Source organism: Nocardioides sp. WS12 (assembly GCF_014108865.1).
GTDB lineage: Bacteria > Actinomycetota > Actinomycetes > Propionibacteriales > Nocardioidaceae > Nocardioides.
Genome location: NZ_CP053928.1, coordinates 879,140 through 905,780 on the forward strand (window position 1 = coordinate 879,140; position 26,641 = coordinate 905,780).

Genomic DNA, 26,641 nt, shown 5'->3' on the forward strand with positions numbered 1-26,641 from the left:
GTTCGCCTCGTGACCTCGTACCCCGGCCGCTACGCCCCGACGGGTGTCTTCGTCTGCTTCGAGGGCGGCGAGGGTGGCGGCAAGTCGACCCAGTCACGGCTGCTCCGCGACCGCCTGGAGGCGGCCGGCTACCGCGTGCGCCTCACCTTCGAGCCCGGCGACACCCCCGTCGGCAAGGAGATGCGGCGGATCGTGCTGAGCCCGGAGACCGGCGTGCTCGCCCACAAGACCGAGGTCCTCCTGTACGCCGCCGACAAGGCCGAGCACATCGAGACACTCGTGCAGCCTGCGCTCGACCGGGGCGAGGTCGTGATCACCGATCGGTACGTCGACTCGACCCTGGCCTACCAGGGCGCCGGCCGGGGTCTCGACAGGCTCGACCAACGGGAAGCTCTCGGTGTCGAGGAGGTCGCGCGCTGGGCGACCGGCGACCTGCGCCCGCACCTGACGGTCGTGCTCGATGTCGAGCCGGAGACCGGGCTCGGGCGCTTCGAGGGTCGTGACCGGATCGAGGGTGAGTCGCTGGAGTTCCACCAGCGTGTGCGCCAGTCCTTCCTCGATCTCGCGGACCGCGACCCGGAGCACTACGAGGTGCTCGATGCGCGCTCGCCGATCGAGGAGATCGCAGCGACCATCGCCGAGCGTGTGGAGCCGCTGCTGGCGCAGGCGCGTCGGGAAGCCCCATGACCGTCTGGGACACCCTGGTGGGCCAGGGGCCGACGATCACCGCACTGCAGCAGGCGGCCGCCGGGCAGGGGATGACGCACGCGTGGCTGTTCACCGGCCCGCCCGGTTCGGGGCGCTCCAATGCCGCGATTGCCTTCGCTGCAGCCCTCCAGTGCCCCGATCGCGGGGCCGGTCCGGGGTGTCCCGACACCTGCCACGCCTGCCACACCGTGTTGCACGGGTCGCACGCCGACGTGTCGGTTATCCGCACCCAGAAGCTCTCCATCGGTGTCGACGAGGTCCGCGACCTCGTGCGCCGCGCGGCGCTGAGCCCGATGGGCGACCGCTGGCAGATCCTGATCGTCGAGGACGCCGACCGGCTCACCGACCAGGCCTGCAATGCGCTGCTCAAGGCGATCGAGGAGCCGAACGGTCGGACCCTGTGGATGCTCTGCGCTCCGACGGTCGAGGACGTCCTGCCGACCATCCGTTCGCGCTGTCGGCTGGTCACGCTCTCCACGCCCAGGGTCGCCGAGGTCGCCGGGTTCCTGGTCACCAAGGGCGTCGCGGAGCCGCTGGCGTCGTACGCCGCCCGCGCGAGCCAGGGTCACATCGGCCGGGCGAAGGCGCTGGCCTTCGACGAGGCGGTCCGGACACGGCGCCAGGAAGTCGTGTCGATCCCGGCGCGACTCTCGAACCTCGGCCGCTGCATGGATGCGGCCGCCCGGCTCGCGACGACGGCCAAGGAGGAGGCGGACGCGATCACCGCCGACCTCGACGCCCGCGAGAAGACCGACCTCGACGCGGCGTACGGCGTGGTCGAGCGCGGCCGCCGGCCGCGGGAGTACGGCCCGGCCCTGACGGCGCTCGACAAGGCGCAGAAGACGCGCGCGAAGCGGCGCCACCTCGACATGGTCGACCGCGGCCTGACCGACCTCGTGTCGGTCTACCGCGATGCGATCGCGCTGGCCACCGGCGCACCCGGCGGACTGGTCAACGAGGACATCCGCGACCAGGTCGAACAGATCGTGGCGACGGCGTCGCCGGAGCTCAACCTGAGGCGGATCGGGTGGATCTTCGCCGCGCGGGAACAGATGCTGGAGTTCAACGTCCCGGTTGCCTTGGCACTGGAGTCAATGATGGTGGCGTTGAAGACGCCGCAACGATGAAGAGCACCATGACGAGGGAGTGGACATGGCTGTGAAGAAGAACCTGGTCATCGCAGTGATTGCGATCTGGGCACTGGTGCTCGCCGCTGCGGTCGGGGTCGGCGTCGTGCTGCTCACCGGCGACGACGGGGACGGTGACGACAAGGCGGACAAGTCCGACGACCCGGTCAGCGAGCAGCCCGTTGGTGGCAAGTCGATCGAGGACTTCTACAGCCAGAAGATCAGCTGGAAGTCCTGCGGCTCCAACGAGTGCGGCACCCTCGAGGTCCCCATCAACTACCAGTCGCCCGAGGACGGCTCGATCTTGCTCGCGCTGGAGAAGGCGCCCGCCTCCGGCGACCGGATCGGGTCCCTCGTGGTCAACCCCGGCGGCCCCGGCGCCCCCGGGACCTCGACGGTCGAGGACGCGAACCTCTACTTCGCGGCGCCGCTCCTGGCGGCCTACGACATTGTCGGCTTCGACCCCCGCGGCACCGGCGAGTCCGAGCCGGTCGACTGCATCACCGACGACGAGCTCGACGCCCAGATCGCCGGCGACCCCGACCCCGACACCCCCGAGGAGGTCGAGGACGGCATCGAGAAGTCGGAAGAGTTCTGGGCCGGCTGCAAGGCCAAGTCGGGCGCGGTTGCGGCCCACGTCAGCACGGTCGAGGCGGCTCGTGACATGGACGTGCTGCGCCAGGCGCTCGGCGAGGACAAGCTCGACTACCTCGGCTTCTCCTACGGCACCCGCCTCGGGGCGACGTACGCCGAGCTCTACCCCGAGAAGACCGGCCGCCTGGTCCTCGACGGCGCGATCGACCCGTCCATCTCCTCGCGCGACGGCTCGCTGAGCCAGGCGAAGGGCTTCGAGACCGCGCTGCGGTCCTACATCCAGGACTGCGTGGACGGCGGGAACTGCTTCCTCGGCTCCTCGGTCGACGCCGGACTCAAGACCATCAAGGACCTGCTCGACAAGATCGACAAGGAGCCGCTCGACGCCGGCGACGCCGAGGGTCGCGAGCTGACCGTCGGACTCGCGTTCTACGGCCTGATCACGCCGCTCTACAGCCAGGACAACTGGACCTACCTCGACGACGGCCTGCAGAAGGCCCTCAAGGGCGACGGCTCCACGCTGCTCCTGCTCGCCGACTTCTACGGCTCGCGCGAGGGCGGCAACTACACCGACAACAGCCTCGAGGCGATCTCGGTGATCAACTGCCTCGACGACCCGTACTCCATCACCCCCGACGAGGTCCCGGCCCAGTTCGCGGACTTCGAGAAGGCCTCGCCGACGTTCGGCAAGGTGTTCGCGTGGGGCCTCACGGCCTGCAACGGCATCCCGTTCACCGCCACCGACGAGCCCGACCTGAAGATCGATGGCTCGGGAGCCGCCCCGATCGTGGTCCTCGGTACGACGCGCGACCCCGCGACGCCGTACGAGGAAGCGGTCGCGATGGCCGAGCAGTTGGAGACCGGTGTGCTGGTCAGCCGCGACGGCGACGGCCACACGGCGTACAACAAGCAGAACAAGTGCATCGACGACGCCGTGCATGCCTACCTGATTGAGGGCAAGGTGCCGGCCGACGGCCTGAAGTGCTGAGCCGCGCAAGGTCGTCGAGTAGCCGCGAGGAACGAGCGGCGTATCGAGACGCGGTGAGCTGATGCTCGCTGACCGCTGGGGAACAACGGACGATGACCTCGTCCGGAGCTACCCGTGTGATGCCTTTGTCGCGAACCCGACGTTGAGGGCATGGCGTGCGGTGACGGTCGAGGCCAGCCCGGAGCGGGTCTGGCCCTGGCTGGTCCAGGTGCGGCTGGCGCCGTACTCCTACGACTGGATCGACAACCTCGGACGACGTTCCCCGCGGGAACTCCGGGACCTACCGGACCCGCAGCCCGGCGACCCCTTCACGGCGAGTGCAGGGCGCCCGCTGGGCAGGGTGCTCGCCGTCGAGCACCGCGTGCACCTGACCGCGCGCATCATGGGCGCCACGATGACCTACCTGCTCGTCCCCGTCGGTCCGGAACGCACCCGGCTGGTCCTGAAGATCGTGGCGGACCTGCCTCGTCCCCTGGCGCCAGCCCTGAGCGTGGGCGACCTGGTGATGGCCCGCCGCCAGCTGCTGAACTTCAAGCAACTGGCCGAGTCCGGCTGAGGTGGCCCCGGATTCCCCTCCCGGCGCCTGCCCTCGGTATGCTTCCGCACGTTGTTCTGCGTCTCGACGTGGAGCACGCCGCCTTAGCTCAGTCGGTAGAGCGAGTCACTCGTAATGACTAGGTCGTCAGTTCGATTCTGACAGGCGGCTCTGACGACAGTGGCTCTGACCAGCAGGAATGCTGATCAGAGCCACTGTACGTTTTTGGTCCGAATCAGGCGAGTGACATGTTTGCGACACGTTTCCCGCGTCAGCCCCCACTGGGCACGTCATTGCGTCTCGGAGACTGCCCGCCCTGCGGACCGCGTTGGCACCGACTGACCGTGCCGGCTGTAGTCGGACTGGAGATCGGCCCGGTCCCTTCCGCCCAGAAAGGGCCATGAGCCCAGCGAGGTCGCTGGGGCGCGCTCTCCATCTACTCCACCCAATCCTGCGATCAACATTCGAGCTATTGCCGATAGATCCAACTTGATGAATGCGGAAGTTGACCGAGACCGCTTTGCGCGAGGATGGGCGCGTGGCACTAGACAACAAATCTCGCAGGCTCAACGCCAAGGCATTCGAACTGATCGGCGAAATCATCACTGGCTGTTCCGAAATCGAGGCCCGGTTAGGCTGGCTGATCGCGGAGGTCGTTGCCCCGCAGGAGCCGTCACGGCGGAACGTCTTTCTTCTCTACGGCAACGACACGATGGCGGTCAAACTCGACCGTCTGCGCGCTGCTTGCGAAGCAGGACTCCCCGACGATGACGGAGTGCCTGAACCGCCAATCGCTCATCCACTGCTCGTTCCGCGAGTGCTCGAGCATCTGGCTGAGCTAAGGACACTGCAACAAATGCGAAATCGCCTGGTTCACGGCGAGTGGGTGAAGAAGCCTGACCAACCGGAAGTATCGCGCGTCGGCTCCATCACCGCTAGAGGACGATTGAAGTCCGTCGTGGAGGACCTAGACCTCCATCAACTCAGCGCACACCGCGACTTCGTACTTGAGGTCGAGGACGCCACGTTCAAACTTTGGGTCGCCGCCATGTTCGTCCGCCAGGGCAGGAACCCTGACAAGCCGTCCGAACGGCTGCCACGCTAGGGCATGCCGGACGCGCGGCGGCCCTCCCCAAGACGCATGGGCAGTCGTCCAATGCGCCCAATCGACATGCGTCCGGGCCGAACGTAGTACGTGGACCCCGCCATGAGTAGCGTCGCCCAAGAGCCTCAAAACCTTCGGTCTGGCACACCCGGCGATCGCCGGGTGTGCCAGGGTGGCGCGTCTCCATCAAGGATCAGCGTCGTGACGAGCCGCTGGAGGTACTCCTCCCGGCCCAGCTTGAGGCGACTCCACAAGCCAGCCTGGCTCTCCCACACACGCAGAAGCGTAGGTCCAGGCACCGACGGCACTATCGATAATGGTGCGTCCTTCCATCAGGAAAGGGGAGTTAGGCGATCGACGTCACAAGACGTTCGAAAGCCTGCCAGTCCTAGGGAACCGGGTAACAGAGATCCATTGCTTCCTTAGTTAGCGGAGCGGTGTCAGGCCGTGTCCTGGGAGTCTTGCGCAGGCAGGCTAGTCCTGACGGCTCGCGCCTAGGCTTGAGTTGCCCTCCGATCGGCTCCGCGAACCCGTATAGCCGCGTCATAGCGGCTCCCTTCTGTTGTCAACCGGTAGCTGCAAGCGCTCCGTCGCTAGGGGTCTTCCGGGACGTCGATGCCGGGCGTAGCGTTTGGCGTGCGGGTCCGGGAAGTGGCTGATCCGAAGTGTCGATGTGCGGGGGCAGGTCGACCGCGCTGGATTCTTGAGACGCCCCGCAGTGCCCTCCCGGACCCGTGCCAGCCGCTCGCTGAGCATCGTCGACGAGTTGGCGGTAGATCGCGTCAGAGATTCTGCGTGTCGGCAACGCTCTAAAACGAGGCCGATGCGACGCTCGAAAACGAGGCCACCGGTTCGTTGACTTCTAGTCTGCCGGGTCTTGGGTTCTGATGCTGGGCAAGGTGTCGATTCCGCGGTTGCGTAGTCGGTAGCTGGCGCCCTTCAGGGTGAGGACGTCGGCGTGGTGAACGACGCGATCGATCATCGCGGCAGCGACGGCCTGGTCGCCGAACACGCCGCCCCAGCCGCTGAAGGGCAGGTTGGATGTGAGGATCAGCGAGGCGTGTTCGTAGCGGGACGAGACGAGTTGGAAGAACAGGTTGGCGGCGTCTTGCTCGAAGGGCAGGTAGCCGACCTCGTCGACGATGATCAGCCCGTAGCGCCGCAGCCGTGCGAGCTCTTGGGGTAGTCGTCCGGCGCGGTGTGCTTCGGTGAGTCGGGTGACCCATTCGGTCGCCGTTGCGAACAGCACCCGGTGGCCGTGGTTCGCCGCAGCGATTCCCAGGCCGGTGGCCAGGTGGGTCTTGCCGGTGCCGGGCGGGCCGAGCAGGACGACGTTGCGGGCTTCGGTGAGGAATCCGCCTGATGCCAGTGATCCGATCTGTTGACGCACCGAGGGTTGGGCGTCCCAGTCGAACTCCTCGATCGTCTTCGGTGCTGCGAACCCCGCGGCACGGATCCGCAGTCGGGCACCGGACGCGTTGCGGGCGGCGACCTCGCGGTCGAGGACAGCGGCGAGGTACTCCTCGTGGGTCCATCCGGCATCGCGGGCGTGGTCGGCCAACCGGCCGGCGGCTTCGGTGATCCGAGGTGCCTTCAGCGCCGACGCCAGGTAGGTCAGCTGCTTGAGTGCTTCGGTTGCGTCGCTCTTCGTCTTGCTACTGCTGGTCGCCATCAGGCCACCTCCTCACCATCGACACCATCGGCAGGACCATCGCTGACGCCACCGTCGCTCAGGGCGTTGGTGAGGCCGCCGTTGATGAGGCCGAAGGCGCGGTCGTAGTCGGCCAGGTCCCGCACCAGGCCGTCATCAGGGTCTGGTGCGGGTCGGGGTTGTTGGTACTGCTCGCGCAGGACCTTCGCCGCAGCGATGTGGGCGGGGTCGGTGATGGTCATCCCGCGTGCCCAGACCCGGTCGTGGGCCGCGACGAGGCGAGCTTCGTGGCGGACTTCGACCCTGGTCAGGTCCGCATGGACGTCGACGAACCTGCCGATCACCGCGGGATCGACCGAGTAGTCGTTGCTGTCGACGCGGACGTAGTAGTCGCGTCCCAGCCGGACCCGGTTGATCCACCCCACCGTCGGCGGCACCGGGGGCAGGGGCAGCATCGCGGCCCGGTCGGCGTTGAGCAGATCGACCGGTCGGGTCTTGATCGTGCGCACGATGCGGGTGTTCGCCTTGGTCAGCCAATCAGCGAACTGGGCGTTGAAGTCGGCCGGTGAGGTGAAGTCACGACCAGGCATGAAGGAGGTCTCGAAGAATCCGTTCCTGCGTTCGACGATGCCCTTCGATTCGGGGTCATAGGGCTTGAGTCGCTGCAGCGTGGTGGCCAGGGTGCCGGTGAAGGCACCGACCCCGTCGGCATGCCGCTTGCCGCGGCCGATGCCGGACTCGTTGTCCCAGATCAGCCTGCGTGGGACACGGCCGAGCAGCTGCAGCAGCATCCACATCGCCAGCAACAGGTCCTCGGTGTGCCGGGTCGGGATCATTCGTCCGACCATGAAGCGGGAGTGCGCCGCGGTGATCACCATGACTGGCAGCAACTTTGTCGTGCCGTCCTCGAGCGGGATCTTCTTCGGCGGGAACCACAGATCGCACTGCGCCGCGTCACCTGGCAGCCACGTCAACCGATCCGAAGGGTCAACCTGTCTGTGGTCAGGCCGCAGCTGGCGGACGTTGTCACGGAACCAAGTGATCGACCCGGTCCAGCCGACGCGTTCGGCGATGACCGTCGCCGGCATGTCCGGCGTCTTGGCCAGCAGTTGACGCACCGCTGGTTCGAACGCAGCAAACGATGTCGGCACCGCTGGTCGCTCGTACTTCGGTGGCGCGTCCGATGCCACCGCCCGTGCCACGGTCGACCGTCCGACGCCCAGGTCCCGTGCGACCTGACGCTGCGGAACACCGTCCGCAACCAGCCGCCGGATCAAAGCCCAATCCTCCACAGAGATCACCCATCCAATCTGTCTGGGTGGCCTCGTTTCCGACCGTCGCTATGGCCTCGTTTTCAAGCGTCGTCGACACTGCGCTTGAGGCACCGGATGGCCTCTAGTGACTTCTTGCCTTCGGCGCGCTTGCGTCGGTAGTAGACCCGCCCCTCGGTATCGAGGCGAATCTGGCTGATCGCTGCGATGTGGATCATGTGGTTCGCCCGGCGGTTTCCGGCGCGCGAGAGCCGGTGACGGTTCTGCTCGCCAGACGACGCATCGAGTGGCGCGGTGCCGGTCCAGGAAGCGAACTTGTTGCGATCTGCGAACCGAGCGACGTCTCCGACATCGGCCAGGATGCGCGCAGCCACGACGGGTCCGACACCGTGCAGGTCCATCAGGCGTGAGCCGCGGGCGAGCACGATCGCCTTCAGTTCGGCGGTGGACTTCTTGATCTTGGCCTCGACCGCAACCAACTCGGCGAGCTCTTCGGCAGCGATGCGTCGGCGGGTCTTGCCCGCGATGTCGCGGGGGCGGACAGATGCCAGCATCGTCTTGGCCTGGCCGGTGGTGATGTCGCGTTTCGCCTGTCCAGGCAGGAGTTCTGCGAGCAGAGCCTGGAGCCGGTCGACAGTCTGGACGCGTCGACGGGTCAGTGCTTCACGTCGGTCGGTGAGCATCCGCAGCGCCTCGAGCTCTCCGTCGAACTGCAGCACCCGAAGGGTCGAGGTACGGACAGCTACTGCCGCGACGGCGTGGGCGTCATGAGCGTCGGTCTTGCGGTTGTGGCCGGTGTCGAAGAGCCGGACTCGAGCGGCGAGTTTCGCGGGGACGTCAACGACACGTTCACCGTCCTCGAGCAGTCGTTGAGCGAGCGGTCGGCCGGCGCCGTTGCTTCCCTCGACGGCCCAGACCCGTTCCGGCCAGGCCTTCGCGTAGGTCCGCATCGCTGCATAGCCGGCGCGGTCCGTAGTGAACCGGCCGGCGCCGAGCATCTGTTCGTGCTGATCGACGACCTCGATGGTGGCCGACAGCTTGTGGGGATCGACCCCGATGATCACGTGCTCCAAGTGATGGTTCATGTGCTGTTCCCGCCTGTGCTCGATCCGATTGGACGGCGAGGTGGGCATTGCTACTACGAGCAGGGCAGTCCCTTCTTGAGCCACGCCTCGTCACGGTGAACGGCGGGCCGCAGACCGATAGTGAGCCACACCAGAACAGCCGGTGGGCAGCCGCATAGAGAGCTGCCCGCCGATCACCTGGACCGAGTCTGGCCAGACACCGATCCTGCAGTCGAGTGTCTAGTAGCCGCCAATGCAACCAGAATCGTCGCTGACCAACGGCCACCTCACGGCGCGCTGAGGCGCGAGAAGGAGTGCCACACACCTAGTGCATTGTCGGTCGAGTTGCGTCCGGCGTATTGGTCAGCGGCGCCAGCGCGTGCCTGGGCGAGGTCGACGGAAGCGCTCCAGTTCATCGGCGACGCTGCTCCACTTCGCTTCGCGCAATGCACCCCTGGCCTCGCGGTCGGCCAGGTCGCGCAGGATGCGGCGGCAGGCTCCGGGGGAGTCCAAGACGGCACGGACGTGCTCATCGAGGCTCGTGGCTTCCTTGATGAACGTGACGGCGCTGTGGCCAGCTTCGGCGGCTCGTCGCTCCTCGGATGCCAGTCGGCGGCAGGCGCTGCCGCACCACCGGCGCGGGCGGCCCGCCTTGGGGCGGTCCGGGAGGTGAAATGGATCGCCGCAGCGAGGGCAGGTCCTGATCACTGGTCGTGCTCCAATGCGCTTGTCCAGTCCGCGACGGTGCGGGGATGCCAACGCAGGTGCTTGCCAACACGGATCCCTTTGGGGCCCAGGCCCTTGGCGCGCCAGGTGTAGATGGTCTTGACCGGTACGCCCAGGTGTCCGGCTAGATCGGCGGCGGTCCACAGGCGTTCGCCGGTGCCGTCGCTTGCGGCTTGCGAATGAGCAATCGGTCGTGACGAGGACGGCGCAGCTCGTCGATGCGGCGACGGCTTCGGTGAAGGTTGCATTGGCAACTCGTCCCAGAGACTTGGTTGGTCCTGTTCGTGCTTGTTGTTCCTCATTGCAGCCTCGTCCTGATCCCGTGGGTGTCGGTTGCACCACTGTTGGTCTCCAAAGGAGTCACACGTGGTGGGTGCGATCACCGCCACGACGGGATGGCGGCGAGCCGCTCGATTGGAACGCCGCTCTGTCTGGGGCTGCGGTGCCGGACGTCGAGGGGGACGCCGGGCTCAGTGAGCGGCTCAGGCATTCCGCCGGACGTTTCCGCTCCGACAATGCAAGAGGTGTGTGGCACTTGGTTCGATGCGGAAAGTCGGGGGGACACCAGGCGTCGGTGAAGGCGGCAAAGGAGCGCGGTCAGAGCGTCTGACGGCTAGGAATCAGTGGCCGGCGGGATGCACGGGGCGCTGACGGTTCCCATGTGCGTGCTGGTTGGGGTGGACCCGTGATCCAGCTTGTGGACCGGCCCGGCCGGCGCTTCGCTGGCCGCGCCTTCATGACTCGCGAACGAAGGCGATGGGAGCGCCAGGGAGGCCGCCCGTCGCGAGCGAGGTATATCTACGCTCGTCGTAGCATGCGTGCCGCTCGGTTTCGAGGCCGTGAATCGCCTTACGCGGAGCGGGTTTTGGACTCGTCAGAATCCGTCAACGATCGTCATGCGGGCCACTGCGGATGGCGGCGGTGAGGGCGGGAGTGCACTTTCTCGACTTGGCGATTTCAGGGGTCCAGCCGACGGCTGCCAACCAAGCAGCTTGTCGACTGTCACCCGTTTGCGCAGCAGACCCCTCCTCAGGTGCAGGTTTGTGGCCGAGCTGCCCCGACGCCGCTATTGCTAAATCGTTCCGAACTAAGTAAATTAGAACCGAATCATTGTGGTTGGACGTCAGAGAGGATGTCGCGAATGCCTGGACCGTTGGAGGGGTACCGCGTCATTGACCTCTCGGCCATGCTGTCGGGTCCGTGGGCAGCCGACATCCTTGGCGACCAAGGTGCTGAGGTCATCAAGCTCGAACCCTTGGGCACCGGCGACCACGTACGACTGCTGCCCAACACTTCAGGCGGCCTCGCATCGATGTTCGTCAACATCAACCGATCGAAGAAGTCCGTTGCGATCGACCTCAAGCAAGCCGAGGGACGATCCGCACTCCTGAAGCTCATCGCTACCGCCGATGTCGTGATCCAGAACTTCCGCCCCGGCGTAGTTCAGCGCCTCGGCATCTCGTACGAGGAACTCAGTGCAGTCAACCCGGGCCTCGTGTACCTGTCGATCAGCGGCTTCGGCGAGGTCGGACCGTACTCCTCCAAGCGAGCCTACGACCCGATTGTCCAGGCAGTCAGCGGACTCGCATCCGTGCAAGCAGGGTCCGACGACGGTCGCCCGCGCCTGGTTCGAACGGTCCTGCCGGACAAACTGACCGCCGTGATGGGTGCCCAGGCCGTATGCGCTGCACTTGCAGGCCGTGGTCACACGGGTCGAGGCCAGCACGTCCAACTTTCAATGCTCGACACGATGATGTCGTTCTTGTGGGCCACCGACATGGGGGCTTACACGTTTGCTGATAGGCCCGTGCTCCCTGAGCAGGATGCCAGCATTATCGACCTCATTTTCGAGACTGCCGACGGTTACATCACTGTCTCGACCATGAGCGACGGCGAGTGGGCAGCGTTCTGTCGCGCCACGGATCGTTTGGATCTACTGGAGGACAAGCGGTTCTCCACCCCAGCGAGTCGTGGCAAGCACGTCGATGAGCGGCTCGCTGAGGTGCAGGAGACTCTCCTGACGCGCACTGCAACTGAGTGGCTGGAGATTCTCGACGCGAACGACGTTCCCTGCGCTCCGGCACTTCGCCGATTCGAGGTCATCGACCACCCTCAGGTCGTTGCCTCTGAAACGCTCATCACCACCGACCACCCGGTCGCTGGCCGACTGCGGCAGGCCCGAGCCGCAGCACGATTCTCGGACACCCCACTCGCGCCGCCCCGTGGAGCGCCCCTCCTCGGCGAGCACACCGTCGAGGTACTGCGCAGCATCGGGCTGGACGACGACACCATCAACGGTCTCCTTGAATCGGGCGTGGCCGGAGCCCCGCCGACCCCATCGCTTGTAGCAGGCAGCGCGTGACAATCGAGAGGTCGGGCACGACACTCGACCGCTCACTGGACACCCAAGGCGACTGAACCATGTCAGCGTCGACCAGTGTCGACCCCCACCTGCGTTGCACCCCCAGCGTCACATCGGTGCTGACGTTCCATGACGAAACGCCAGGCCGGACGTACTTCTACACCTATGTGCCACCAGAGGGCGTCCCTCGCGTGAACGGCAACACCAATCACGTACCAGTACTCATCCGCAACGGCTGGGAGCTGGGGTCGGGAACCCTTGAAACCCACGGCTTTGAGGCCGGACATCTCCCCACCAGATTCACGGCATGGGACGACGCTGCTGCCATCTGCGATACCTACCGACCCGAGGTCGAAGCGCAGATCGCGGCGATCACAGGCGCAAGTCGAGTGGTCTCCTTCGACCACAACGTGCGATGCGACGACAAGGCACAGCAACAAACCTGGGCCAATACCTCTGACCACACACGAACCGCACGCTGGGTGCACAACGACTACACGCCAGAATCTGCTCGCGAACGAGCCGCTGAAATCCTCGGCTACGTGCCCCATGGCCGTTTCGCCTTCATCAACCTCTGGCGCCCGATCCGAGAGCCACTGCGCGACACGCCCCTCGCGGTCTGCGATGGCCAAACCATTCGCAACGAAGACCTTGAGCGGGCAGCGCTGATCTATCCCGAACGAGAAGGCGAGTACTTTCTACTTCGCCACCATGTCGATCAACGGTGGTACTGGTTTCCGGAGATGCGGAACGAGGAAGCGCTGCTCCTCAAGTGCATGGACACCGCTGCGTCCACCCGCTTCTCTGCGCACTCCGCATTCGACAACCCGGACGCTCCCGCTGGATCCCCTCCACGAGAGAGCATTGAAGTTCGCGTCATCGCCGTCTGGGACGACAACGGTCCCCGACGACCACCCGCCAGGATCTGACGAGCCACCAGCCCGCAAGAACCACCTGCGAACACTCCACACGGCTCGGGGTCACGTATTCAGATCCAACACACACCACAGGGCTGATCCACGCATCACGGCCGGACAACTTGCTAACGCAACGAGATCCCATCACCCGGTATGATATTTAGGTATAAGAAATAGTCTGCCTTTGTGAAAGAGGGATCCCGATGGCGACAAAGCCCACAAAGCTGGAACCTAGTCAGATTGAGGACGGCATCGACCGCGTAGAGAAGGCTTGGAACCGCGAACGTCCTGACCTCGACGTCAGCTCGATCGGCATCATCTCCAGGATCTGGCGAGTTGGGCGCCACATGGAACGCGAGCGCAAGGACCGACTCACAGAGGTCGGAACCGACCGCGTGACACTGGACGTCCTCGCGATGCTGCGTCGATCAGGCGAGCCCTATCGACGGACCGCAGGCGAGCTGACTCACTCTTCGCTCATCACGCCCGGCGGTGTGTCCCAGAGGCTCGAAAAGCTTGAGAAGGCCGGACTTGTCACCCGACACATCCACCCTGAGGATCGCCGGCGAATCGACGTCCAACTCACCCCCGACGGCATGCACCTGATCGACGACGTGTTGGCAGACCTGATGGACCATGAAACCAAACTGGTCCAGGTACTGACTCCCACTGATCAAGCCGAACTGCGTCGCCTTCTGAAGCTTCTGCTTGCTCAATTCGAGCACCCCGAGAACGACGTTCACTGAACTTCCGCACCAGGTCATTTCGTTTTCGCCACGAGGTACGCCACTCAACAAGCCTGCGTGGATGTCTTGGCAGGGCGACGCCACCGGTTGTTGTGATCAGACGACCGTGCGGGGTTGCGGGTCAGCGGGCTGCTCTTGGGTCGCTGCGGCACCAACGCTTAGTCGTCCCCATACGCATCAATGCGCCACCCTCGCGAGAGCGAGGTGCCGTCGGCCGTCGTGCAAGACGTGCGACCGGAGGGCCGAGTGAACGAGGGCGCGAAGGTTCGTGCTTGTCAACCGAGAGCGGGAACCAAGGGTCGACCGGCGAACTGTCGAAGGTCAACCAGTGTCGAGATGTCGTCGCCGGGGCAGCGACCAAGTCGCACATACCGACTGACAAACTCTGCCAGCGCGGCCGCCTGGTTCGGGTCAGACGAGACCTGCTCAAGGTTCCGTTCGACCAACTCGAACAACGGCACTGCCGTCTCCCGAAGGACGCGGCTCTGGAGTCCGTTGCGGGACGCGTCCATCCAAAGCCCGCGAGTGTCCGGCAGGCGCTCACATGCCTCATCGATCCCCGGTGCCGCAGACAGGGTGGCGATCGTCATGGCTGCGACCTCACAAATCCATGGCGGAAGGGCATCGAGAAAGCGAATCTCGATCCAGCCGCGAGGTCGAATGGGCGGGAACAGGGTCGAGAGGTGGTAGCGGAAGTCATCGATGGTCGGCCAGCCCACCTCATGCCCGCTCCGCAGCCAGTTCGCGAACGACGTTCCCGGCGGTAAGCCGATCCCACGAGACCCGTTCGAGTCTTCTTCATTGATGAAGAAGACGTCTGCTGCGAGCGCATAGTCGAGCCATGCGCTTGCCGGATCGACGTGTTCGGGCACCGGCTTGGTCCGTCCCCGATCAATGCCCCACCAGATTGCCTGGCGAAGTGATCGCCAGTGTCGGCCGGCTTGGTCGATGCCCGGTGAGTTCGCGAATGCGGCCACTAAGACCGGACCGAGATGGTGCATCAGCCGCCAGCGGCGGTACGGGTCGTCGGCGGCGTGACTGATGTTGACCTGCGTTGAGGTTGTGTTCGTCATCATCCATGTGCCGCTGGGGCCGTTGGCTTCGAAGAACCTCTCCATTGCCTCGTATCGGGCTTTGGTGAGTACGCGACGCGGTGCGCGTCGTCCGTCGACTGACGCAACGATGGTGTCGTACCCGTAGCCGTGAAGTGCCAGATCGATTTGGGCGGCATCTGCTCGCAGTGCCTTGACGGCCTCGGTCATCGTCGGGAACGGCATTGTCGAGAGTTCGACCTGGCCGCCCGGCTCGAACGTGACGCGGCTCTGTCCGGGCATCTCAAGTAGTTGCAGCTCTGCCATGTCCGCGGGAGTTGGGCGCGCCCACTCATCGCCGAATCGGTTTGTCGGCCATTCCACCTCAAGGCCGTAAAGGTCGGGTTCGGTGCTGGCAAACGCTTCCTGAGCGGTCCGAGCCAACGTGTCCAGGTCCAGCGAGCGGCGTGAGTGCGGCATCGGGACTCCCTTCCTTGTGGCTTACGACGCTAGAACGGAAATCTTCTAGACACAAGTAGTTGACGTCTAAGAGATTTAGTTCTACGGTCATTCCAGTGTGATCGCCGACACAAGCACAAGTCAAGGCGAACCACGACGGACCAGTTCGCTGATCAAACGCGCGATACCGAACAAGCAACCGCCCTATAGACGCGCGGTGAAACAAGACGAGGAGGGTTCCGATGGTTGGACCACTTGATGGTGTGAGAGTGATCGACCTGGCATCGATGATGTCGGGACCGTGGGCCGCAGACATCCTGGGAGACCAGGGCGCCGACGTGATCAAGGTGGAGGTCCCCAACAAGGGCGACCACGTCCGCGCTCTGCAGAACCGGCACGGCGGGATGTCGGCGATGTTCGTCAACGTCAACCGCTCGAAGCGTTCGGTGACGGTGAACCTGAAGGATCCCGAAGGTGTGGAGATCCTCAAGAAGCTCGTCGCGACCGCCGACGTCGTCATCCAGAACTTCCGGCCGGGCGTCGTCGAGCGCCTCGGCATCGGCTACGACGACCTTGCCGCGATCAACCCGCGACTGATCTACCTGTCCATGAGCGGCTTCGGTGAGCGTGGACCGCTCGCCGGCCAGCGAGTCTACGACTCGCTCATCCAGGCTCTCACAGGTCTCACCTCGGTTCAGGCCGGTTCAGACACAGAGCGTCCGCGACTCATCCGCACGATCCTTCCCGACAAGCTCAGTGCCGTTGTCGGTGCGCAGGCCATCAGTGCAGCCCTCTTCGCCCGTGAACGCAACGGCGCAGGCCAGCACATTCGACTGTCCATGCTCGAAGGAGTGCTGTCGTTCCTCTGGGCCTCCGACATGGGCGCCTACACCTTCATGGACAAGCCCACGACGATCGAGCAGGGCGGAAGCTTCATCGACCTGATCTACGAAACCGCCGACGGGCACATCACCATCGCCACCAACTCCAACGGCGAGTGGCAAGGCATGTGCCAGGCGCTCGGACACCCCGAATGGATCGAGGACGAAAGGTTCTCAACCCCGGTTGGCCGGTCGGAAAACATCAACGCCCGCCTGGAAATGATCCAGAGTGTTGTCATCGATGACACCAACGAACACTGGCTCAAGATGCTGGACGAGAACGACGTTCCCGCCGCACCGATCTTGACCCGCGCCGAAGTCATCGAGCATCCCCAGGTCCTGGCCGCCGAGATCATCGTCCAGAACGACCACCCCGATGCGGGACCGCTGCGACAGGCCCGGGTTCCTGCCCGGTTCCTCGGAACGCCTCCCACGCCTCCCCGTGGCGCACCACGCCTCGGCCAGCACAACATCGAAGTACTGAGCGAACTGGGCATCGACACCGAAGCCCTCGGCGACCTGGTCGCCCGCAACATCGTCGGCAACGAAGAAGCCGCGGCCGCGGCGACCGTCTGAAGCAAGAGGAGATCACTTTCATGTCAACAGTTCTGGTCGTAGGCGCAGACCGCGGAATCGCCCACTGCATTTCACTCCAGCTCAAGGAACGCGGCGACGATGTCATCGCAGCCTGCATGGTCGGCAACGACGAACTTGTCGCCGCAGGTGTCCGCGTCGAAGGGGGAGTAGACGTCACCTCGCAGGAGTCCGTCGACACCCTCGTCGCCAAGCTCGAAGCCGACGGCGTCAGCCTGGACTCGGTCTTCCACGTCGCGGGCGTCCTCGGCCTCGATGACCTCGGCTCCATCGACTACGACGACTTCCGTCGGCAGATCGAAATCAACACCATCGGGCCGCTCCGCACCGTCGAAGCCGTTCGCGGGCTCCTCCACGAAGGATCGAAGGTCGGCATTCTCACCAGCCGCGTCGGCTCCCTCACCGACAACACCTCGGGCGGAATGTACGCCTACCGGGTCTCGAAGGCCGCCGCGAACATGGTCGTCCTGAACCTGCACCACGATCTGGCGAAGCAGGGCATCAGTGTCCTGGCGCTGCACCCCGGCATGGTCGCCACGGACCTCACCAAGGACTACCCCGGCGACTACGACTACATCACCCCGGAGCAGGCCGCAGCAGGCCTCATCTCCGACGTCGACGGCCTCACCCCCGAAAACGCAGGTCGATTCCAGCACTCGAACGGCACCTACCTGCCGTGGTGAACCGGACGCGGCTACACCGCCGCGCCCGCACCTCGATCTGAACACGACAACACGCACTTCTTGAAAGGAACCACACCATGATCACCGTCTACGGCTACGTCCCCGGTTTCGGGGTCCCGGACATCAGCCCCTTCGTCAACAAGGTCGTCAACTACCTGACCTTCGTCGGCCTCGACTTCGAGTGGAAGCCCCAGGACCTGGCCACCCTCGACGAGGACTCCCCGACCGGCAAGCTCCCGTACATCGTCGACAGCGACGGCACCAAGGTCGCCGACTCGACGGCCATCATCAACTACCTCAAGGACAAGTACGGCGACAAGCTCGACGCCGATCTGTCGGCAGCCGAAGCCGCAAACAACCTTGCCTGGACTCGGCTCGTGGAGGAGAACCTCTACTGGAGCGGCATCATCGAGCCCCGCTGGCGCCTCGACGAGGGCTGGGAGGTCTACATGGGGATCATCGTCAACGGCGAGGTCAACGACGACATCCGCACCGCGCTCGCACCGTTCCGCCAGCGGATCCTCGACGGCTTCAACGGCCAGGGCATGGGCCGACGCAGCTCCGAAGCCGTCCAGGTCGTCTTCCGGCTCGACGTCGACGCCCTCGCTGACTACCTCGGCGACAAGACCTACTTCACCGGCGACGCGCTCCGAACTGTCGACGCCACCGTCTACTCGACCCTCAAGCACATCGCCAACCAGCCGCACCCGTGGCCGGGCACCGGCTACGTGCAGACCAAGCCGAACCTCGTCGCCTACCTGGAGCGCCTCGAAACCCAGTTCGGCATCTGACGCACGTCACCCAAACCCTGTAGGTAACGGGAGGAACCCGAGAACATGATCGATCTCTACTACTACACCAGCCCCAACGTTCGTAAGGTGCTGATCGCACTGGAGGAACTGGAGCTGGAGTACCAGATCCGCTGGACAGACATCAGCGGCGGAGAGCAGTTCTCGCCCGAGTACCTCCAGATCAATCCCAACGGCAAGGTGCCGGCCATCGTCGACCACGATGGCCCCGATGGCCGGCCCCTGGCCCTGTTCGAGAGCGGCGCGATTCTTCTCTACCTCGCAGAGAAGACAGGCAAGTTGCTGCCCGCTGATCCGATTGAGCGTTGGGACGCCGTGGCGTGGACCGTGTGGCAGGTAGCCAACCACGGCCCGATCGCCGGCCAGTCAACGCACTTCCACAAGTACGCACCCGCAATGGGCATCAACGACGAGTACGCCACAGGCCGCTATCTCAACGAGATCCGACGACTGTACGGCGTGCTTGACACCCGACTTGCCGACCGTGACTACATCGCCGGTGAGTTCTCCATCGCCGACGTTGCCACATATCCCTGGACCCGAGTCGCGAAGGGACAGGGCGTCGACATCGAAGGCGAGTTCCCCCACGTTGCCGCGTGGACCCAGCGCGTCGGTGAACGCCCATCAACGAAGGTCAGGGTCTCCGACCCGCGCGAGGCCAAAGCGTCCAAGAACGAGTACACCGCCGAACAGTTCCAGACCCTGTTCCGCCCACCCGACACCACCGGGAATCCCACCATCGACTCACCTGAGCCCGCCGTTGCTGGAGGCAACCAATGACATCCAACGTCCAGTCCGCCGAAGTGACGGCACCCAAGCTCCTCATCAACGGGGAGGTCGTCACGACCGCCCGACGCCGTGAGGTCATCAACCCGGCAACCGGGGATGCCTTCACCGCTGTACCTGACGCGACGCCGGCTGACCTCGACAACGCCGTCGCTGCTGCCCGACGAGCCTTCACCGGATGGTCCAAGACGTCCCTTCAGGGTCGTCAGATGGCCGTGCAGCGCATGGTCGCAGTCATCCGCGAAAACCTCGATGAACTCTCACTGCTCGTCACCCTTGAACAGGGCAAGCCCCTCGCCAAGGCTCGCGGCGAGATCGAGTCCGGCCTCCGCTACTGCGAGGCCTACGCGCAGATGCAGATCCCGGTCGAGGTCGTTCGTGACGACGCAACCGAGCGAACTGAAATTCGTCGAGCGCCGCTGGGTGTCGTCGGCGCCATCACCGCCTGGAACTACCCGATCCTGCTCGCACTCTGGAAGATCGCGCCCGGCCTCGTTGCGGGCAACACGATCATCGTCAAGCCGTCGCCGCTCACCCCAGTAGCGACCATGCGACTGGCCGAACTCCTTCATGACGTCTTCCCTGTCGGCGTGTTCCAGGTCGTCTCTGGGGGGGACGACATCGGGCCAGCCCTCACGAGCCACCGCGGGATCAACAAGATCTCCTTCACCGGGTCGGTCGCCACCGGCAAGGCCATCATGGCCAGCGCCGCCGGGACCCTCAAGCGCCTCACCCTGGAGTTGGGCGGCAACGACGCGGGCATCGTCCTCGATGACGCCGATCCGGCATCGATCGCCGCTGACCTCTACTGGGGCGGCCTGTCCAACTGCGGGCAGGTCTGCGCCGGCCTCAAGCGCCTCTACGTTCCGAAGCGTCTCGCCGACCAGGTTAGCGACGCTCTCGCTGCCGTGGCCGCGACCGTCCGTGTCGGCAACGGTCTCGAAGACGGTGTCGACATGGGTCCGATCCAGAACGAGGCACAGCTCAACCGTGTGAACTCGCTGGTCGAGTCCTCCCTCGCCCGAGGCGCTCGGGAGATCTTCCGAGGCGAAGCTCCCTCCGGGCCAGGATACTTCCACCCAGTCACGCTCGTCCGTGCGGACGACGAATCGCTCCCCATCGTCGAGCAGGAGCAGTTCGGACCGGTTCTGCCGATCATCGCCTACGACGACCTGGACGATGCCATTGCCCGCGCCAACGCCAGCGACCTCGGCCTCGGTGCCTCGGTCTGGTCGCCGGACGAGGCACGAGCGATCGACGTAGCCGAGCGACTCGAAGCCGGCAGCGTCTGGGTCAACCAGCACCCGGCCATGTCCCCGGACACCCCCTTCGGCGGGGTCAAGCAGTCCGGACTCGGCGTCGAGTCCTCCCTGCACGGCCTGCTCGCGTACACCGACATCACCGTTCTGCGCATTAAGCACTGACCGACTCGGTGCAGCAGCCGGCCCCGCATCGGGCGCCGGCTCAGCAGCCCACCCCTAAACACCAACGAGCACTGAACCAATCAAACTCAGAGGAGTTACACAATGCTCTTGAACCGAGACGACTGGTACGACATCTCCCGCGATGTCGACTGGTCACTGACCCACGTCGACCCCGAAGTCGCCTTCCCGACCTCCTGGAGCGGCGCACAGAACGTTCCCGCTGACGCATGGGACAAGTGGGAGGAGCCCTTCCGGGTCTCCTACCGCGACTACGTGCGCATCCAGCGAGAGAAGGAGTCCGGCGTCAAGGCCGTGGGCAACGCGCTCGGCCGAGCCGGACTGTTCGAGAAGCTGGACCCCGCCCACGTCGCCGCATCGCACTTGCACATGGGCGGCACCTGCATGGTCGAGCACATGGCGGTCACGATGCAGAGCCGCTTCTGTCGGTTCGCGCCGTCCTCGAAGTGGCGCAACCTCGGAGTCTTCGGGATGCTCGACGAAACGCGTCACACCCAGCTCGACATGCGCTTCTCCCACGAACTGCTCAAGGTGGACGAGCGGTTTGACTGGACCCAGAAGGCGTTCCACACCAACGAGTGGGGCATCCTCGCCGTCAAGAACTTCTTCGACGACATCATGCTCAACGCCGACTGCGTCGAAGCCGCACTGGCGACGAGCCTCACCGTCGAACACGGCTTCACCAACGTCCAGTTCGTTGCGCTCGCCGCCGACGCCATGGCCGCCGGCGACATCAACTGGTCCAACCTGCTGTCCTCCATCCAGACCGATGAGGCGCGGCATGCCCAGCAGGGCTTCCCGACCCTTGAGGTCCTGATGGAGCACGACCCTGCTCGCGCGCAGACGGCCCTCGACGTGGCCTTCTGGCGTTCCACCAGGCTCTTCCAGACCCTGACCGGTCCCGCGATGGACTATTACACGCCGGTCGACCAGCGCAAGCACTCCTTCAAGGAGTTCATGCTGGAGTGGATCGTGAACCACCACGAACGCATCCTTGAGGACTACGGCCTGAAGAAGCCCTGGTACTGGGACACCTTCATGTACTCGCTGGAAAACGGCCACCACGCCATGCACATCGGCACCTGGTTCTGGCGCCCCACCCTGTTCTGGAAGCCCAACGCCGGCGTCTCCAAGGACGAGCGCGACTGGTTGCGCGAGAAGTACCCCACGTGGGAAGAGAACTGGGGCGTCATGTGGGACGAGATCATCAAGAACGTCAACAACGACGAGATCTACAACACGCTCCCGGACACGCTTCCGGCTCTCTGCAACCTCACCCAGTTGCCGCTCGGCTCGTCGGGTTCACGTCACGACCTGCAGCCAACCCAGAAGTTGTACAAGGGGCGCCTCTACAGCTTCGACTCGGACGTCTCTCAGTGGTGCTTTGAGCAGGACCCTGAGCGATACGCCGGACACGAGTCGTTCGTCGACCGGTTCATCGGCGGCAAGATCCTGCCCGCCGACCTCGCCGGAGGCTTGCTGTACATGGGCATCACGCCCGAGGTCATGGGCGACGACGTCTACGACTACGCCTGGGCCAAGGACTACCTCAACCAGCCGGGCCAGACCGCTGCGGTCTGACTGCAGTTCTGAAAAGGAGAACAACAAATGACTGCATTCGCTCTCACCGGCCGATTCGTTGGGGACTTCGTACCTCTTCTCGTGCCGATCGACACCGAAGACACGATGGAGAAGTTCGCCTCCGTCGTGGCCAGCTTCGCCGTTGGCATTCGAGTTCCCAGGCCTGACCCCCTCCCCGGCTACGAGGTTCTCCTCGACGGCGAGGTCATCCCGGCAGAGAAGACGCTCGATGCACTGATGGGGGAGCAGACCATCTACCCCCTGCAATGGTTCGACGTCCGGTTCCGCGAGGCCTGAGCCGATGAGCACCGAAACCCCCGACGGCTTCGTAGAGCTGGTAGAAGCCGACGAGCTCTGGGACGACGAGATGGATTCCTATGACGTCGGAGATGAGGAGGTCCTGCTCGTCAAAGTGGACGGCCAGATCCACGCCTACGACGCCATTTGTCCTCACCAGAGCATCTCGTTAGCCGAGGGCGAGTTCGAGAACGGGCTCATCACCTGCCGTGCGCACGAATGGCAGTTCAACGCCGTCTCCGGCGAAGGCGTCAACCCCCTCGGGAACTGCCTGACACGTCACGACGTCCGCATCAACGACGACGGCATGGTCGAGGTCCGCCTGCGCGAAAGCGCCGGTACCCGCGGTCCGCGCCACTGACAACACCGACCCAAGAACAGGAACACCTATGAGCGTGATCGAGCTCGACGAAGCCGAGGCATCAGCCGAAGCCGACCTGGTCGGCCCCGTAATCCGGTCGGGTGACTTGGCTGAGGCAGTCATTGACGCCGTCGCCAAGGACAACCCTGACCAAGACGTCATCGTCGTCGACCGTGACGACTACATCAGGATCCACACCCGTGGATCCTGCCGGCTGACGCTGGCCAGCCTCGAAGAGGCGCTGGGTAGGCCCTACCAGCTCGAAGCCCTCGAAATCGACATGCCGTCCTTCAAGGGACGGCTCAAGACCCGGACCAACGAGTTCACCTGGTTCCTCCAGGGCTCGATGGCCGAGGCGTGAAAGGACAACCGATGAGCGACGTGAAGCCCAAGCGTGAACGCAAGCGGACTCTCAAGACCTGGAGTGCCTTCGGAGACCTGGGACGACGGCCCAGCGAGTACGAGATCGTCACCCACAATCTGAACCACACCACTGGACCAGCAGGACTCGAAATGGGTCCCGACGTCCACGGCAATGTCTGGCTCCGCGAGCACCGCGACTCCATGAAGGTCACAGTCCCTGACTGGGACGCATTCCGCGACCCGGACGCCATGACCTACAACGTCTACGTCGGCGGCCAGGACGACCAGGAAACCTACGTCGAGGGTCTGCTTGAGCAGTTCGACGAGGCCGGCCACGACGAGAACCTCAGCCCCGAAGCACGGGCGCTGCTGTTCCGGGCGTTCACCCCTAGCCGGTTCCTCGCCCACGGTCTCCAGATGCTGTCGGCCTACGTCCAGCAGTTGGCCGTCAGCAGCTATGTGAGCAACTGCGCGGTCTTCCAGACCGCCGACATGCTTCGCCGACTGCAGACCACCGCCTATCGGACCAAGCAGCTGCAGCTCACCCATGGCGACGCTCAGGCGAACGGCGACCGGTGGCACTGGGAGGGTAACCCCCTGTGGCAGCCGTTCCGCAAGGCTGTCGAACTCGCCCTCGTGGAGTACGACTGGGACCGAGCCTTTGTGATCACCAACCTGGTCATCAAGCCGGTCACCGACCTGCTCACGCTCGGCGAGGTCAGCCGACAGGCCGCCCACCTCGGGGCCCAGCTCGACGCACAGGTCCTGGAAAACCTTTACCGCGACAGCCGACGCAGCCAGCGTTGGACGTCTGCCCTCGTGGACTTCCTGATCGCGGAGAACGCCGACAACCAGGCGATCCTGCAGGGCTACCTGGATGAGTTTGCACCGTTGGCCGAAGAGATCATCGCCGCCGGAGCGGAACTCATTGCTGTCGATGGTGGTCGCTCTGCCGAACAGATTGCCACCGCTGCGCGCGAGCAGTGGAGCAACCTACTCGTCCCACTTGAGCTCCGGCTCGGCGACAAGTAGAGCGCAACCATGACTCGGCCCTCGACCGGGAATGCGCCCGCCCCCGTGAACACGATCACGTTCAACAACGGGGAAGAGACAGTCGCCTGCGAACCCGGTGAAACCATCCTTCTCGCCGGACTGCGCAACGGCCTTCGCCTGCCGTATGAGTGTGCAAGCGGCGGCTGTGGAGCGTGCAAAGTCCGCCTGGTCGAGGGCCGAATCCAATCCCGGTGGCCTGACGCCACAGGGATAACAGAACGTGACCGTCGGCGCGGTGACCGGATCCTGATGTGCCAATCAACCCCCGACAGCGCAGTCGATGTGCGCGTTCATTGGCAAGGGGACCCTGGGGAGGACCCGGGAAACGAGCCCGCGCCGACGCGTCACCCTGCAGTGCTGACACGACGCGACATGCTCACCGCAGATACCGCTCTGTTTGAGTTCAGTCTCGACGGTCCGATGGAATATCTATCTGGGCAGTTCGTACAGATCGAGTTTCCGGACGACAGTCGACGCGCCTACTCAATGTCGCGACCGTTCAGAAGCGAAGCCGCGAACATCGTCGAACTGCTGGTGCGCGCCAAACCAGGCGGTACCGGTTCGGCCTGGTTGTTCGACAAACTCAGCATCGGCGACGACCTCACAGTCGAAGGCCCCTACGGACGCGCCTATGTGCGACCGGACTCGACCCGCAAGGTTGTGTGTTTGGCCGGTGGCACAGGAACTGCACCAGTGCTGTCGATCGCAACGTCCGTAGTCGAACAGCGCGGGGGAGAACACGTCGTGATCTACGTCGGCGCTCGCGCCGCCGAGGACCTGGTTCTCGCCGAACGCTTTGCCGAACTTCGCGAGGCTGGAGCCCGAGTCGTAGCCGCCGTTGATGCCGGCGCGCCGGGATGGCGGATGGAACATCCCGAATGGGGAGAGATCCGCGTCGGCACTGCCTTGGATCACCTTGCTGAAGATCACCCCGATCTGAGTCAAAGTGACCTCTACCTCGGTGGGCCGACGCCGATGATCGACGCAGCCCTGCGCCGCCTTGTACGTGAGGGAACCGCATCCGCAGACCGAGTCTTTCTCGACCGCTTCAACTGACCGACAAGTCGTCAAAGGCAGCAACCAGTACCGCCGCAAGGCCCGTTACGAGACCATCGAACTTCCAGGGATCAGAGCAAGGGGACCGTCATGACCGTCACCACCATCGCCACCACTGGCAACTCCGCCGAACTCCTCGACGTGCTTGGGGAGCGTTTCGGGCGCAATCACATTGCCGGGCGGTGGCAGTTCCCTGCGGCACCGTACGAGTTTGAGATCCGTAATCCTGCAGACAGCACCATCGTCGCCGTGGTGCCACTCTCATCACGCTTTGATGTTGCTGACGCCGTCGAAGCTGCCCGCGCATCACTGAGCGGCTGGGCAGACCGTGGTGCACGAGTTCGGGCAGTCCGACGGCTGCTCGACGAGCTTGCGGTCCACGACACTGATCTCGCTGCGCTTCAAGCTGCCGAAAGCGGGCTTGACCTGTCGGACTCGCTGACTGCTGTCCGTGTCACTCTAAGCGAAGCCCGCGCCATGTTGCGATGCGAGGCCGTCTCGCATTTGCCCCAGGCGGGCGGCGTATCGGGTCACATCCTCTCGTGGGGGCTTCCCTTCAATGAGGTCATCACTAGCGTGATCCCTGCGTTGTTGGCTGGCGACGCAGTGGTCATCAAGCCGTCGTTGCGTGCTCCGCTTTCGGCTGCGGCGTTCGCTCACTTCGCCTCCATCGCAGGGTTCGAACCTGGTGTCGTGAATGTCGTGCAGGGAACCGGTGGTGACGTCGGCGCCGAACTGATCAGCCGCGCAGACCTTTCTGGCCTTCATGTCCGCGCCAGCGAACGAGTCATCAAGCAGGCACACCGAGCGCGCACGAACGTCCCTCTCCACAGCCTTCGTGCCGGCGGAAACACGATCATCGTCGGTCCTGGCGCCGAACATTGCCTGGAGCAGGTCGCCGACGCGGCGGTTCAGATGGTTCGCCTCAACAACGCGGGCGGGCCACACGCGTTGGGAACACTTGCCGTCCACGCAACGCTGCGAGATTCGCTGGTAGCAGCGCTTGTCGAGAAGCTCCGTGCGATCGTTCCAGCGCCTCTTCCGACCGAAGGACTGCGTCTCCAAGCAATGCGAAACCTGACTGCCCAGGTTGACGCAGGTGCCCACATCGAGACCGGTGGAACAGACCTTCCTGACGACATCCAGCACAGGATGGCTTGGCGAATGCTTCCGACGCTGCTCGGCCTAGGGCCGGCCGATTCGGCAGCCCACCGTGTTCACTCTGCGCTCGACCCGTTCGGCCCTACCCTCGGCGTCCTCACCTTCACTGAAGAGTCCGAACTTGAAGGCGCGTTCGCTGCGGCTCGATACGCCGACGGAGTCGCGCGCCTCGTGGGCTTCGAGAAGCAGCCTCAGCTCCCGCATGGCCTGATCGTTGGTGGCCCCAACCCAGACGCCTTCGACTCGGCGGCACGTCTCGCACCCACATGGCTTGGCCCGCAGTGAGTCAC

At 64.6% G+C, this 26,641-nt stretch carries 26 protein-coding genes and 1 tRNA gene; 21 read left to right on the forward strand and 6 right to left on the reverse strand.

The window, feature by feature from the left end; genetic code table 11:
• Positions 1-9: 9 nt before the first annotated feature.
• From tmk to HRC28_RS04005, 6 genes are all read left to right on the forward strand, one after another.
• Positions 10-687 carry a dTMP kinase gene (gene tmk / locus HRC28_RS03980; protein WP_182378893.1) on the forward strand — a complete coding sequence of 226 codons (678 nt, stop codon included), beginning with the start codon at positions 10-12 and terminating at the stop codon, positions 685-687.
• Complete coding sequence (locus HRC28_RS03985) at positions 684-1,835, forward strand: DNA polymerase III subunit delta' (protein WP_182378894.1); 1,152 nt, start codon at positions 684-686, stop codon at positions 1,833-1,835. Before tmk ends, HRC28_RS03985 begins: the two co-directional genes overlap by 4 nt.
• A 25-nt stretch (positions 1,836-1,860) precedes the next feature.
• Complete coding sequence (locus HRC28_RS03990) at positions 1,861-3,417, forward strand: alpha/beta hydrolase (protein ID WP_182378895.1); 1,557 nt, start codon at positions 1,861-1,863, stop codon at positions 3,415-3,417.
• 61 nt (positions 3,418-3,478) lie between these two features.
• The gene (locus tag HRC28_RS03995; RefSeq protein ID WP_182378896.1) at positions 3,479-3,973 is read left to right on the forward strand and encodes a polyketide cyclase; all 495 of its coding nucleotides are present in this window, start codon (positions 3,479-3,481) and stop codon (positions 3,971-3,973) included.
• Positions 3,974-4,050: 77 nt separating this feature from the next.
• Positions 4,051-4,123: transfer RNA gene (locus HRC28_RS04000), tRNA-Thr, on the forward strand.
• A gap of 334 nt (positions 4,124-4,457) precedes the next feature.
• Positions 4,458-5,057 carry a hypothetical protein gene (locus HRC28_RS04005; protein WP_182378897.1) on the forward strand — a complete coding sequence of 200 codons (600 nt, stop codon included), beginning with the start codon at positions 4,458-4,460 and terminating at the stop codon, positions 5,055-5,057.
• Between the two features lie 862 nt (positions 5,058-5,919).
• On the opposite strand, the gene istB is transcribed toward HRC28_RS04005, so the two are convergent.
• From istB to HRC28_RS25290, 5 genes are all read right to left on the reverse strand, one after another.
• Complete coding sequence (istB, locus tag HRC28_RS04010) at positions 5,920-6,729, reverse strand: IS21-like element helper ATPase IstB (RefSeq protein ID WP_182378689.1); 810 nt, start codon at positions 6,727-6,729, stop codon at positions 5,920-5,922.
• The gene (istA, locus tag HRC28_RS04015; protein WP_237111674.1) at positions 6,729-8,009 is read right to left on the reverse strand and encodes an IS21 family transposase; all 1,281 of its coding nucleotides are present in this window, start codon (positions 8,007-8,009) and stop codon (positions 6,729-6,731) included. Before istA ends, istB begins: the two co-directional genes overlap by 1 nt.
• Positions 8,010-8,062: 53 nt before the next feature.
• On the reverse strand, positions 8,063-9,064 hold the full coding sequence (locus HRC28_RS04020; protein ID WP_202033217.1) for an IS110 family transposase: 1,002 nt from the start codon (positions 9,062-9,064) through the stop codon (positions 8,063-8,065).
• A gap of 342 nt (positions 9,065-9,406) precedes the next feature.
• Entirely contained in the window at positions 9,407-9,556 is a 150-nt protein-coding gene (locus HRC28_RS04025; protein ID WP_182378898.1) for a hypothetical protein, read from the reverse strand.
• Positions 9,557-9,747: 191 nt separating this feature from the next.
• Complete coding sequence (locus tag HRC28_RS25290; RefSeq protein WP_237111689.1) at positions 9,748-10,071, reverse strand: helix-turn-helix domain-containing protein; 324 nt, start codon at positions 10,069-10,071, stop codon at positions 9,748-9,750.
• A gap of 839 nt (positions 10,072-10,910) precedes the next feature.
• Between HRC28_RS25290 and HRC28_RS04035 the strand changes: the two genes are divergently transcribed.
• From HRC28_RS04035 to HRC28_RS04045, 3 genes are all read left to right on the forward strand, one after another.
• The gene (locus HRC28_RS04035) at positions 10,911-12,131 is read left to right on the forward strand and encodes a CoA transferase (protein WP_182380439.1); all 1,221 of its coding nucleotides are present in this window, start codon (positions 10,911-10,913) and stop codon (positions 12,129-12,131) included.
• 59 nt (positions 12,132-12,190) lie between these two features.
• A complete protein-coding gene (locus tag HRC28_RS04040; RefSeq protein WP_182378899.1) occupies positions 12,191-13,060 on the forward strand; it encodes a CmcJ/NvfI family oxidoreductase in 870 nt (289 codons plus the stop codon).
• A 191-nt stretch (positions 13,061-13,251) separates the two neighbouring features.
• A complete protein-coding gene (locus HRC28_RS04045) occupies positions 13,252-13,794 on the forward strand; it encodes a MarR family winged helix-turn-helix transcriptional regulator (protein ID WP_182378900.1) in 543 nt (180 codons plus the stop codon).
• Between the two features lie 275 nt (positions 13,795-14,069).
• Here the strand turns inward: HRC28_RS04045 and HRC28_RS04050 are convergent, their stop codons facing one another.
• Positions 14,070-15,305 carry a glutamate-cysteine ligase family protein gene (locus HRC28_RS04050; RefSeq protein WP_182378901.1) on the reverse strand — a complete coding sequence of 412 codons (1,236 nt, stop codon included), beginning with the start codon at positions 15,303-15,305 and terminating at the stop codon, positions 14,070-14,072.
• 221 nt (positions 15,306-15,526) lie between these two features.
• Between HRC28_RS04050 and HRC28_RS04055 the strand changes: the two genes are divergently transcribed.
• The 12 genes from HRC28_RS04055 (at position 15,527) to HRC28_RS04110 (ending at position 26,636) form a co-directional block, all read left to right on the forward strand.
• Entirely contained in the window at positions 15,527-16,741 is a 1,215-nt protein-coding gene (locus HRC28_RS04055) for a CoA transferase (protein WP_182378902.1), read from the forward strand.
• A 20-nt stretch (positions 16,742-16,761) separates the two neighbouring features.
• Positions 16,762-17,442 (forward strand): SDR family oxidoreductase, encoded by a 681-nt coding sequence (locus HRC28_RS04060; protein ID WP_182378903.1) that lies wholly within the window; start codon positions 16,762-16,764, stop codon positions 17,440-17,442.
• 77 nt (positions 17,443-17,519) lie between these two features.
• Complete coding sequence (locus HRC28_RS04065; protein ID WP_182378904.1) at positions 17,520-18,233, forward strand: glutathione S-transferase C-terminal domain-containing protein; 714 nt, start codon at positions 17,520-17,522, stop codon at positions 18,231-18,233.
• Positions 18,234-18,278: 45 nt separating this feature from the next.
• Entirely contained in the window at positions 18,279-19,031 is a 753-nt protein-coding gene (locus HRC28_RS04070; protein ID WP_182378905.1) for a glutathione S-transferase N-terminal domain-containing protein, read from the forward strand.
• Entirely contained in the window at positions 19,028-20,461 is a 1,434-nt protein-coding gene (locus HRC28_RS04075) for an aldehyde dehydrogenase family protein (RefSeq protein WP_182378906.1), read from the forward strand. The genes HRC28_RS04070 and HRC28_RS04075 overlap by 4 nt, the downstream gene beginning before the upstream one ends.
• A gap of 102 nt (positions 20,462-20,563) precedes the next feature.
• Positions 20,564-22,060, forward strand: a complete 1,497-nt coding sequence (gene isoA, locus HRC28_RS04080; RefSeq protein ID WP_182378907.1) for an isoprene monooxygenase oxygenase subunit alpha — start codon at positions 20,564-20,566, stop codon at positions 22,058-22,060.
• A gap of 27 nt (positions 22,061-22,087) precedes the next feature.
• Complete coding sequence (locus HRC28_RS04085; RefSeq protein ID WP_182378908.1) at positions 22,088-22,357, forward strand: toluene-4-monooxygenase system B family protein; 270 nt, start codon at positions 22,088-22,090, stop codon at positions 22,355-22,357.
• Between the two features lie 4 nt (positions 22,358-22,361).
• Entirely contained in the window at positions 22,362-22,718 is a 357-nt protein-coding gene (locus HRC28_RS04090; protein WP_182378909.1) for a Rieske 2Fe-2S domain-containing protein, read from the forward strand.
• A 28-nt stretch (positions 22,719-22,746) separates the two neighbouring features.
• Complete coding sequence (locus tag HRC28_RS04095) at positions 22,747-23,079, forward strand: MmoB/DmpM family protein (RefSeq protein WP_182378910.1); 333 nt, start codon at positions 22,747-22,749, stop codon at positions 23,077-23,079.
• Between the two features lie 11 nt (positions 23,080-23,090).
• The gene (locus HRC28_RS04100) at positions 23,091-24,113 is read left to right on the forward strand and encodes a toluene hydroxylase (protein ID WP_182378911.1); all 1,023 of its coding nucleotides are present in this window, start codon (positions 23,091-23,093) and stop codon (positions 24,111-24,113) included.
• Between the two features lie 45 nt (positions 24,114-24,158).
• Entirely contained in the window at positions 24,159-25,190 is a 1,032-nt protein-coding gene (locus HRC28_RS04105) for a 2Fe-2S iron-sulfur cluster binding domain-containing protein (RefSeq protein WP_237111690.1), read from the forward strand.
• A 90-nt stretch (positions 25,191-25,280) separates the two neighbouring features.
• Positions 25,281-26,636 carry an aldehyde dehydrogenase family protein gene (locus HRC28_RS04110; protein WP_182378913.1) on the forward strand — a complete coding sequence of 452 codons (1,356 nt, stop codon included), beginning with the start codon at positions 25,281-25,283 and terminating at the stop codon, positions 26,634-26,636.
• The last annotated feature ends 5 nt before the right edge of the window (positions 26,637-26,641 follow it).